The 11150-nt window shown below is 41.6% G+C and carries 9 protein-coding genes and 1 pseudogene; 6 read left to right on the top strand and 4 right to left on the bottom strand.

The window, feature by feature from the left end:
- Window positions 1–957 precede the first annotated feature (957 nt).
- Window positions 958–4311, top strand: a complete 3354-nt coding sequence (locus OGM63_RS15170; RefSeq protein WP_263746423.1) for a COR domain-containing protein — start codon at window positions 958–960, stop codon at window positions 4309–4311.
- Window positions 4312–4509: 198 nt separating this feature from the next.
- On the opposite strand, the gene OGM63_RS15165 is transcribed toward OGM63_RS15170, so the two are convergent.
- Complete coding sequence (locus OGM63_RS15165) at window positions 4510–5334, bottom strand: DUF4351 domain-containing protein (protein WP_263746422.1); 825 nt, start codon at window positions 5332–5334, stop codon at window positions 4510–4512.
- A 183-nt stretch (window positions 5335–5517) separates the two neighbouring features.
- Here OGM63_RS15165 and OGM63_RS29835 point away from each other — a divergent pair, with 183 nt between their 5' ends.
- A complete protein-coding gene (locus OGM63_RS29835) occupies window positions 5518–5799 on the top strand; it encodes a caspase family protein (RefSeq protein WP_375340490.1) in 282 nt (93 codons plus the stop codon).
- A 288-nt stretch (window positions 5800–6087) separates the two neighbouring features.
- Here the strand turns inward: OGM63_RS29835 and OGM63_RS15160 are convergent, their stop codons facing one another.
- Window positions 6088–7170, bottom strand: a complete 1083-nt coding sequence (locus tag OGM63_RS15160) for a class I fructose-bisphosphate aldolase (protein ID WP_263746421.1) — start codon at window positions 7168–7170, stop codon at window positions 6088–6090.
- 286 nt (window positions 7171–7456) lie between these two features.
- Between OGM63_RS15160 and OGM63_RS15155 the strand changes: the two genes are divergently transcribed.
- Entirely contained in the window at window positions 7457–8272 is an 816-nt protein-coding gene (locus tag OGM63_RS15155; protein ID WP_263746420.1) for a Uma2 family endonuclease, read from the top strand.
- Window positions 8273–8314: 42 nt separating this feature from the next.
- On the opposite strand, the gene OGM63_RS15150 is transcribed toward OGM63_RS15155, so the two are convergent.
- A complete protein-coding gene (locus OGM63_RS15150) occupies window positions 8315–8860 on the bottom strand; it encodes a serine hydrolase domain-containing protein (protein ID WP_263746419.1) in 546 nt (181 codons plus the stop codon).
- Between OGM63_RS15150 and OGM63_RS15145 the strand changes: the two genes are divergently transcribed.
- The 3 genes from OGM63_RS15145 to OGM63_RS15135 are packed head-to-tail and all read left to right on the top strand — an operon-like array spanning window position 8849 to window position 10462.
- Window positions 8849–9229 carry a VOC family protein gene (locus OGM63_RS15145; RefSeq protein ID WP_263746418.1) on the top strand — a complete coding sequence of 127 codons (381 nt, stop codon included), beginning with the start codon at window positions 8849–8851 and terminating at the stop codon, window positions 9227–9229. The two genes, OGM63_RS15150 and OGM63_RS15145, sit on opposite strands and share 12 nt — an antisense overlap.
- A gap of 38 nt (window positions 9230–9267) precedes the next feature.
- Window positions 9268–10176: a ribosome biogenesis GTPase YlqF gene (gene ylqF / locus OGM63_RS15140; RefSeq protein ID WP_263746417.1), complete on the top strand. Its 909-nt coding sequence runs from the start codon at window positions 9268–9270 to the stop codon at window positions 10174–10176.
- 49 nt (window positions 10177–10225) lie between these two features.
- Window positions 10226–10462, top strand: coding sequence for a hypothetical protein (locus OGM63_RS15135; RefSeq protein ID WP_263746416.1), 237 nt, complete (start codon window positions 10226–10228; stop codon window positions 10460–10462).
- A gap of 224 nt (window positions 10463–10686) precedes the next feature.
- On the opposite strand, the pseudogene OGM63_RS15130 reads toward OGM63_RS15135, so the two are convergent.
- Window positions 10687–11150 (bottom strand): annotated as a pseudogene (locus OGM63_RS15130) (recombinase family protein); the annotation flags it as partial.

Below are 11150 nucleotides of genomic sequence, written 5' to 3'. Positions count from 1 at the left end.
CAGTATCAAAGACTCTCCAATCTAGTAAAAAGACTCTCCAATCAGTATCAAAGACTCTCCAATCTAGTAAAAAGACTCTCCAATCAGTATCAAAGACTCTCCAATCTAGTAAAAAGACTCTCCAATCTAGTAAAAAGACTCGTTACAGCAGATTTTATTATTATTAAATACACGTAGAGACGTAGCAGTGCTACGTCTCTACAGGGTTTTGGGTTTTACCCATGTACCTCCTAAACCTAAAATCTGCTATATAGGAAAAAATTAGATTTATCGCAGAGCTAAAACTCTCTCCCTCGTCTTATTCCTCTGTGTCCTCTGCGCTCTGGTGCGGTTCGTTTTTTGGTCTTTTTGCGTAAGTCCTATACAAGGCATTGCATAAACTCATAACCAAAATTTATCACAAAAACTCTGCGTCACTCTGCGCTTACCTTTGCGCTCCTTTCGGGTGACGCTCCTGCGTCGCTAACGCTTCGCTAACATCAGTACGAATAGACGGCATAGGCTTCCTGAGACTGATTCACCTCTGCGTTGAAAAACGCGCTCGTAAAAAATGCGATCGCTGTACTAAATAGACATCTCCAGAATCCTTGTAGAGACGCGAAATTTCGCGTCTCTACAAGGATTCTGGTTAACGCATAATTAATTTCCAACAGATGTCTAATAGATAAGTTGAACCAAATATAAAACCTCCGTCGGGATATTACCGACAAAAGTACAGCACTTCAAACCATAAATGATACGTTAAACTTTGTTATAACTGAGATATTGTACCAATCCCAAAACCGCCTCAGAATGAATTCTGAGGCTAATATTGAAAGTCTTCTTAAGAAGACTAAACAAGGATTTGAGTCCATTTTAATGGACTTTGGCTATTAGCCCAGAAATTTATTTCTGGGCGGGCGATGGTGCTAATCGAGAATACTACAAGATATCACTCCTCCCCCCTCTTAACTACTGATGACCGAGAAAGAACTGCTACAGCTAATTGAACAAGCTGCCACAGAAGGGGCAACCGAATTAGACCTCTCTGGCAAAGACTTGACAGCTTTACCGGCTGAGATTGGTAAGCTGACTCAACTCAAAAAGCTGATTCTCGGCAAATACCAATTTAATGAAAAGGGTTATATCGTCGGTACTATCGGGAACAACCTGAGCGTTTTACCTGCGGAAATTGGATTACTTAATCATCTGGAAGAACTTCAGGTAGTTGCTAATAACTTAACCAGTCTGCCAAACAAATTTGGACAACTCACCAATTTACAAACGCTCAAACTCTACAACAATCAACTGAGCAGTCTGCCACCGGAATTTGGACAACTCACCAACTTACAATCGCTCAACCTCTACAATAATCAACTGAGCAGTCTGCCACAGGAAATTGTCCAACTCACCAACTTACAAACGCTCTACCTCCGCGATAATCAACTGAGCAGTCTGCCACAGGAAATTGTCCAACTCACCAACTTACAATCGCTCAACCTCCGATACAATCAACTGAGCAGTCTGCCACAAGAAATTGTCCAACTCACCAACTTACAATCGCTTGACCTCAGCGGTAATCAACTGAGCAGTCTGCCACAGGAAATTGTCCAACTCCAAAAACTGAAAAAGCTGGATCTGCGTAGAAACCCAATCTCCATTCCACCTGAGATTTTGGGACCAAAGGATTTGTCTCAAGATCCTGGAGATGTAAGAGAAATTCTCGATTTCTATTTTCGGGTGCAAGATCCCAACGAAACTGAACTCATCTACGAAGCAAAATTCTTAATTATTGGTGAAGGAGGAGCCGGTAAAACTTCTTTAGCAAAGAAAATTGAAAACGAAAGCTACGATCTCCAGTCCAATGAGAAATCAACCGAAGGCATTGACGTGATCCCCTGGGACTTCACACTCCCCAACGGAAAAGACTTTCGCGTCAATATTTGGGATTTTGGTGGTCAAGAAATCTACCACCAAACCCACCAGTTTTTTCTCACAGAACGTTCCCTCTATGCTTTAGTGGCAGATAATCGTCAAGAAAACACCGACTTTTACTGGTGGTTGAAAGTTGTGGAACTATTGAGTGACAATAGCCCAGTTCTCATTATCAAAAACGAAAAACAAGAGCGTCAGTGTGAAATAAGCGATCGCTCCTTGCGAGGAGAATTTACCAATTTAAAAGAAGTTCTGGCAACTAACTTAGCGACCAATCGTGGTTTATCACAGATAAAAAATGCTATTCAACTTTACATCAGCAACCTTCCCCACATCAATACACCTTTGCCCAAACTCTGGGTCAGAGTCCGTTCTGCCTTAGAAAACGACTCCCGCAACTACATTAATCTTGAAGAATACTACCAACTTTGCCGAGTCAATAATTTAACTGACCGTAAAGATATGCTACGGTTGAGTCGCTATCTGCACGACCTCGGTGTTTGTCTTCACTTCCAAGATGATTCTACACTTAAACATTACATCATCCTGAAACCGGAATGGGGAACCACTGCTGTCTACAAAGTATTAGACAATGAAACCGTCAGGCAAAATCTGGGACGTTTTACCAAAGAGAATCTTTCTGATATCTGGCAGGATGACGAATATGCTGATATGCAAGATGAACTGCTGCAACTAATGATCCGGTTTAAACTTTGCTACCCAATTCCTGATAGTGCCGGCAACTATATTGCACCGCAACTACTCGATATCAACCAACCCCACTACATCTGGGAGAAATCCCATAATCTAATTTTGCGCTACAAATACGATTTTATGCCCAAGGGTATGCTCACCCGCTTCATTGTTGAGACACATCCTTGGATTGAACAGCAAAACCTGGTTTGGAAAAGCGGTGTTGTCCTTAACAAAGACCAAACTCGCGCCGAAGTCATTGAAGACTACAATCAAAAAGAAATTAAAATCCGTGTAGCCGGAAATCGCAAGAAAGAATTACTCGCAGTCGTCACTCACGAACTCGAAAAAATCCACAACTCTTTTGAGCGTTTGCAATATAAAACTCTAGTTCCCTGTAACTGCAAAGTTTGTGAAGGCAGTCTTACACCTTATTCCTACCCTCTAGATAATTTGTATAAGCGCTTGAAAGCTGGTCGATATCAGATTGAGTGCGAGGAGAGCTATGAAAGCGTCGATATCCGCAGGCTAATTGATGATGTCAATTTGCAACCTGTGGAAGCAGAACAAAAACTTAATTCCCCAACACCCCTACAAGAAGAACTGTCCAAGGCGAGAGATAATTCATTTAAAAATCAAATTATCATGAATTACCACGATTTTCAAATATTAGTTACCAAAGACAACAAAATTCGCGCTTCTTCAGAACAAGGTGACGAGTCGGGTGAATTGCGATTGGAGATGAACAGAATTAAGCACACATTAAAACTGATTGAGCATCAAGTCAAAGATGCCGATTTACTCAAAGGACTAGGCAACGAACTCTACCAAGCACTTTTCCCCCCCAAGATTCACGGTCAATTGCGTGCTACAATGGCAGGCGCACAAGCAAATGGATACGCTGTACGCTTGCGCTTGGTGTTTGAATCCCCAGAACTAGCCGCGCTCCCGTGGGAATTTCTCTACGATGAGGCAACTAACACCTTTTTAGCAAACAACACCCAAACCGCGCTCTCTCGTTATATTGACGTTCCCCTACAAAAGCGCGAACTCCAAACCGCTACCCTACCGCTGAAAATCTTGGTAGTCATCTCCAGTCCCACTGACATGCGTCCCTTGGACGTTGACACCGAAGCAAAGCTGATTCGTGAAGCATTGGCAAAACACATAGACGCAGGAAAAATTGAGTTAGATGTGCTACCAGAAGCCACCATCCGCAACATCAACCAAAAGCTGCGCGAAAAGCCTTACAATGTCTTTCACTTCATCGGTCATGGTATCTTTGAAAACAATAAAGGCTTTATTGCCCTAGTAGATACCGAAGGCAAATCCAAACTCTTAAATGATGAGAATTTCGCCAACTTCTTTTTAGGCAACCAGAAGTTGGGATTAGCTGTGCTAAATTCCTGTGAAGGTACGGGAATGTCTTCACAGCAAGTATTTGCAGGTATAGCACCAAACATCGTGCGTCGGGGAATACCCGCAGTAGTCGCTATGCAATATCCTATTCTTGACCGCACTGCCAAGCTTTTTGCTGACGAATTTTACCGCACCCTCGCACTCGGCTACCCTGTAGATGCAGCCATCCAGACAACCCGCAATGCCATTTCTATGGAAATCGGACTGGATAAACCTGACTTTGCCACACCAGTGCTTTATATGCGGGCTAAAGATGGTATTATCTTGAGTGTAAAGAGCGTTTGAGCAATAAACGCCCTCAGGCTATAAGCCGCTGGCTCTAGGAACAAAGTCCACCTACGTGGGCTAATTACGCGCATTTTCATACACTTTGCTGATTCAGAAGAAAGCAAGTGAGCTTGCTCTGATAACGAAAAGCCGCGTTGCGTCTACGAGTTGAGGGTTGTAGAGAGGTGCGATGCTCCCGTGAAAATCAATTTAACTTCAACTACTTTGTTGCTGTTCCAACCAAGTTAGTAAATCATCCATTTCAGACATTCTTAAGAGCGATCGACATAAAGCCTCTAATTGTTCGATTTTCAAGCCTTGAACTTTTTGATAAATTGATTCATCAATCTCACCAAAACGTTCTTCTATCAGAGACATACATAAAGAAAAAGCTTCTTGTTGTTTTCCTTTTTGCAAAATATCTTGATAAATCACTGATTCTTGCATAATATCCTCACTTAACAATTGACGAATCAAAGTTTTGTCGAATCGCAAACCAGCTAAAATTTCTGTATACCCGGCAATATTTTGTTTTGTCTCCCTATCTGAAATTGTAGCCACTTTTTCAGCAACCTGGGATAATAAACCTTGTGGGGAATCAGTACGACTCAGAGTAGCCAGAGGTAATAAATTGGCATTATTTAAGAATAAACTCGAATCTTGCTCCCACATCCGTATTACTTGATAGTGGTGTATAGTCGTATCATCCACATATTCTTGGGTAAAAGCAATTTCATCGTTTGTTTCTTGCAAAAAGATGACCACCTGCACAATTGGACACTTATACTGACGCTTTAATCTCACGGAGTAATCTAGCATCCGGAAGGGAATTGCTGGGCTAGACTGTGTTAAAGTCTGAAACTCAATATGCATAATCCTGTTTTTAGTTTGAATAAAAGTCACAGAATCTGCACGAATTGGTTCCAAGCTTAATTCAGTTTTTAGCACCTTTATATTTGCCGATTCCTCAGCAATTAACCACCGAACAAAATCTGCTGGATATTTTTCTGCCAGCAGCTTACAAACATTATCAAAACTCACAAGATTAACAGACTTAATATTATGATTATTTTAATCTAAAATGGTTTCAGTAATTATTGTGCGATCGCGCAGATAAAGAATTTATTGCATCTGTATTTTATTTCCCCGGTGGTAAAGTTCTTCCGTCACTTACATCGGTATACTTACAATAACAAATTATGGCTTGTTTGCCGGTATAAATGAATACCTATCTCCCGTTTAAAATTATCTGGTTGCGTTAACGATGCTGTCAAGATGCACAATTTATTAACGAACGAGAATACTGGGCTAATTCAATCTGCCAATGCTGTTCAATTCCTTAACAAACAGGCAGAGAAGTTTAAAATTATAGAACATATCAAGGAAACGGTGTCAAAATTGAAGCAGAATGATACTCTTACTATTTTTTGGTCTTCTCATGGTGCGCGTCCAGAGTCAGATGAGCAAGAATTGTATTTGATAACACATGACACGTCTATAATATAAAAAATACCAGTAAATGCCATTAAATTCATTGAAGAGTTAGTTCCGATTTTTCAAAGCGTCAATAATTACGTTATGGTCATTCTTGATGGATGTAAAGTTGGCGATGCGTTAGCTAGACCCATTATTGCAAATAATGAAAATATCGGAATTCTATCAGCATCTAAGCGAGATGAGTTGGCATATGAAGATAACAAATTAAATCACGGAGTATTCAGAGTTGTTGTTTTTAATCAGGTGATCCCAAGCAGAGAAAAGGGAAAGTTTTTTATTCCTTTCCCCTTTCACCTTCTACGCTATCGTCACATCTTTGGACAAATAAACATCCTGAATCGCATGAAACAGCTTCACCCCTTCCTCAAAAGGACGTTGGAATGTCTTGCGTCCAGAAATTAAACCCGTACCACCGGCACGTTTGTTAATTACAGCAGTGCGAACCGCTTCCGCAAAGTCGCTTTTACCAGACGCACCACCAGAATTAATCAGTCCAGCACGTCCGCAGTAGCAATTTAATACCTGGTAACGAGTCAAATCGATGGGGTGGTCGGTTGTCAAGTCGGTGTAAACCTTTTCATTGGTTTTACCGTAACTTTCACCTGTGGCTTTGGCAACGGCACCGTAACCATTGTTAACTTCAGGTAACTTTTGTTTAATGATGTCAGCTTCAATGGTGACACCCAAATGATTCGCTTGTCCGGTGAGGTCAGCGGCAAGGTGATAATCTTTGTCTTGTTTAAAAGCGTTATTACGCAGATAACACCACAAAATTGTTACCATCCCCAATTCGTGAGCACGTTTAAATGCGTGACTAACTTCTTGAATTTGCCTGGTGGATTGTTCTGAACCAAAATAAATTGTCGCACCCACGGCAACTGCACCCAAATTCCAAGCTTGTTCGACATCAGCAAACATGACTTGATCGGATTGATTGGGGAAAGTTAGCAATTCGTTGTGGTTGAGTTTGACGATAAAAGGAATTTTGTGAGCATATTTGCGAGAAATGCTGCCCAATACTCCTAAAGTGGTAGCGACTGCGTTACATTCGGCAGCGATCGCTAACTTGACAATATTTTCGGAATCGAAGTAAATCGGGTTGGGTGCAAAAGATGCGCCGGCTGAGTGTTCGATACCTTGGTCTACTGGTAAAATCGAGAGATAACCGGTATTAGCCAAACGACCTGTAGAATATAAAAGCTGGAGATTTCGCAAAACTTGGGGATTGCGATCGCTCTGAATCCAAACTCGATCTACAAAGTCGGGTCCTGGTAAATGCAATAAATCTGACGAAACCTTTGCTTTAAATGTAAGCAGCTCTTCTGCTTCTTTACCTAGCAACGATTCGATAGAATTAGGCACAGATAGCGTTGAAGTCATAGCTTTTTGGTGAAAACTTCTGTTTTTATGGTCGCTATGTTCAGCTATCAGGTGTGTCTGTCTTAAGGCAGAGTATAATTATTTTTACTTGTTAAACGTGCTATCAACCGCAGATGGCAGTTTCGTCGTATCGCTACCCGATATGAAAAGCTTGGTGCTAATTATACAGCCAAGCAATAGCGATCGCTTGAAGGAGTTCCCAATTACAATGCTGTAGTGCGTTTAGAAAAGCTTTGAATCTCTCATCCCGCTACACTAAAATTATATCACCCAACTTCTTGTAGTTATGTCCGTCGCCAAAGATTTTGAAGCCCCACTTGATGTAATATTTCCTCCAGGGGATTTATATAGTGACGAACCACCTTTGGAAAGCTACTTACATTTGCAGCAAATGCTGCTATTATTAAAATGCATTGACTGGTGGTGGCGAAATCACAACGACTTTTTCGCTGCCGGTAACCTCAGCATTTATTACAGTCCACGTCAGCGCAAATCAGAAGACTTCAAGGGACCAGATTTTTTTGTCGTGCTGGACACTGAACGCAAACCCCGTAATAGTTGGGTTGTTTGGGAAGAAGACGGGAAATATCCGAATTTGATTGTAGAATTACTTTCAAATTCAACGGCAGCGACTGACAAAGGTTTAAAAAAACAGATTTATCAAGATATCTTTCGGACTCCCGAATATTTCTGGTTTGACCCGAATAATTTAGAATTTGCGGGATTTATTTTGGTTGGTGGTACTTATCAACCTATAGAACCCAATCCTCAAGGACTTTTGTGGAGTCAACAGCTAAGTTTGTACTTTGGTGTTCATGAAAATAATTTGCGCTATTTTACCGCAGAAGCACAGTTAATTCCTACACCTGAAGAAGTTGCACAAGAACAAACCCAAAAAGCTGAACAAGCAACGCAACAAGCTGAACAAGCAACACAACAAGCTGAACAAGCAACACAACAAGCTGAACAAGCAACACAACAAGCTGAACAAGCAACACAACAAGCTGAACAAGCAACACAACAAGCTGAACAAGCAACACAAAAAGCCGATCGCCTAGCCGCAAAACTGCGAGAATTGAATATTGACCCAGATAATATCTAAAAAATAACGCGATCGCGCTGCCTGTGTGGCAAACTACACAACCTATCGACTATTGACTAACTCGACAGCCTTCATGGCAATTCCTTTAATATCAACATCCTGGTCATTAAACAGCACAATCACAGTAGTATCTTTCCTAAGTAGATATGCCATCAAAGTTACAAAACCGTATGCTGTACCAGTATGACCGAATGATTCACCAAAAGGTGTCGGAAAACGTTCTACACCTAAACCGTATCCATAACCTTCGTTATCTGTAAACGTTAAGAATTGTTTCATCATTTGGGGAGAAAGTAAAGTTTTTTTCGCAAACAAAGCTTTCGCAAAAACAGCTAAATCCTCAGCGTTAGAAACTAATCCCCCATCTCCCAAGCCATTTCCATCATTCACGTTATTCGAACTATCTAGCTTGCCATCCGGGGTGCGATCGCTATAACCTGTAGCTACGTTTCCTATAATCGGTTCACGCAATTCTGTAAAGGTATGTTTCAACCCTAACGGTTTCAAAATGCGACTGCGGATTGCTTCTGCGAGAGTTCCAGCGGTGGTTTTCTCTACAATTAATTCTAAAAGGATATGGTTTTTCAATATACTGATGCTTTCGTCACCATAGCCACGATTAATTTGGAAGAATTAGTTTGTTTTTATACTAATTTTTTCAAACAAGAACCAGTAAAAATCATTCCAAATATTTATGCTGAGTTTCAATTATCAGGTGTAAGATTAAGTATTTTCAAACCAAAAAAGAGTAATGAATCTGAGTTTATTAACTCACTTAAAAGTAAGATGAGTTTATGTTTAGAGGTGAGTAACTTAGAAGATGCGATCGCTCACCTGAGTGCTTTAGGTTATCCCCCACCAGGAGAAATCACAACCGCTTCTCACGGTAGAGAAATTTCCGCTTACGATCCTGATGGCAATAGAATAATTTTGCATCAATCTAAAATGGATAGTTGATAACTGTTAACTATCAACCAACAACTATCAACAAACAAATGTCAATAACTCAAAACTATAAATTAAACCTGATTCAATGGTATCCCGGTCACATTGCCAAAGCTGAAAAGAAACTTAAAGAACAGCTAAAGCGTGTAGATGTGGTGCTGGAAGTCCGAGATGCACGCATACCTTTAGCGACAAACCATCCGCAAATGACAGAGTGGGTGGGGAGTAAAGAGCGGGTGTTGGTGCTAAACCGAGTAGATATGATTACACAAAGAGCGCGATCGCTTTGGATCGATTGGTTTCAATGTCAAGGTGAAGTGCCTTATTTTACCAATGCTCAACAAGGGCAAGGTGTAATTGCGGTATCAAAAGCAGCACAAGCAGCGGGAGTAGAGATAAATAAAAGAAGAAGCGATCGTGGAATGCTACCGCGTCCCGTCCGTGCTGTAGTCATTGGTTTTCCCAACGTCGGTAAATCGGCTTTGATTAACCGCTTAGTGGGAAAGCGAGTAGTCGAAAGTGCTGCTCGTCCTGGTGTAACTCGTTCCTTGCGCTGGGTGCGAATTTCTGAGCAATTAGAATTGCTTGATGCTCCTGGTGTCATCCCCCTAAAGTTAGAAGACCAAGAAGCCGCATTAAAGTTAGCGATTTGTGACGATATTGGCGAAGCATCTTATGATAATCAACTAGTAGCATCAGCACTCGCAGATTTGGTCATGTACTTAGAAGCCGTAGCAACTAACGTATTACCGAAAAAACCCTTAGAGACTCGTTACGACCTCGATTCCACAACCGACACCGGAGAAGCATATTTACACGCATTAGCTCTTCATCGCTACAAAGGTGATGTCGAGCGTACCGCAAGGCAACTTTTAACCGATTTTCGCAAAGGATTTCTCGGTACAATACCCTTAGAATTACCACCATTAGCACTAACAAGCTTTTCCAGGGATTTTTGAGTAAAGCTACTACTCAAAAATCTGGGCATTCAGCTTTGGTTACGTCAGGGTGACAATAATAACTCAGCACCGTTTGCACGTCGTCACCAAGCCAATAGGCTACTTTTTCTGGAGAAATTCCACGTGGATGGTTGCGGATATGCCTGCAACCATCCCAGACTTAAACAACTGGCAACGAGCGATCGCTGCGGAGAATCTAACCCCCGCTCAGATCAATTCCGGCTGCGCTGGAATGATAAAGCTGTTGTTTTTGGGCATCAGTAGAAGAAATAGGCGATCGCTTTAATCAAAGATGCTTGTTTTAGAATTACTTGGCAACGCGAAAATAGAACTTCTTCTAATTCATCAAGGTTTTGGAGTGAATGCAATTAAAACAAGCCAGTTAGATAGCAGGATTAAGGAGCTTGAACAGTTCCAGCACAACTAGGAAAGCTCGCAAGTGGAACGGGAGCGATCGCGGTGAATAGTCTCTGGGGCTAATCGTCAGTGGAAAAGTGTGGAAGAATATTTTCATTTTTTGACAGCCGGCTCAGTAATAACTGATACGCAAGCATTCACCAAAGGCAATAACGGACCGAGTTGTTCTTGTCCGTTCACGGCTAATTCGCTGTGACACAAATATACTTTTTCGGATACACGAGAGAGCAAATCTGCCAAAATTCGTTGCAGTCGCTGTTCTTCTGACAATTTTTCGTCTTCTGCTGTCCAAGGCTCCCCTAATCTGTGTTGCAGAAAGAAAGGGGCACCAAACAACGTTGCTGCACCACCTTTTGACCATAAAGGTGAACCAGCATCTAGCCAAAAATGCCAGCGGTGCGATCGCCTACTTGCGCGATATTGAAAGATTGTCGCTAAGGTGACAGCTTTGCTAGCTGGTCCTACAGGACGCATTGGGTAAGGGTTAGCGGTGATGGTTCCCCGTCGCAGCAGTTGAATAAATTCACCGACTGTGGAGGAAGGGGGAGAGGGGGGAA

Source organism: Plectonema radiosum NIES-515 (assembly GCF_025753815.1).
In the GTDB taxonomy this organism is placed as follows: Bacteria; Cyanobacteriota; Cyanobacteriia; order Cyanobacteriales; family Nostocaceae; genus Hassallia; species Hassallia radiosum_A.
Note: the sequence above shows the minus strand (reverse complement) of the source record. Positions and strands in the feature narration are given on the sequence as shown.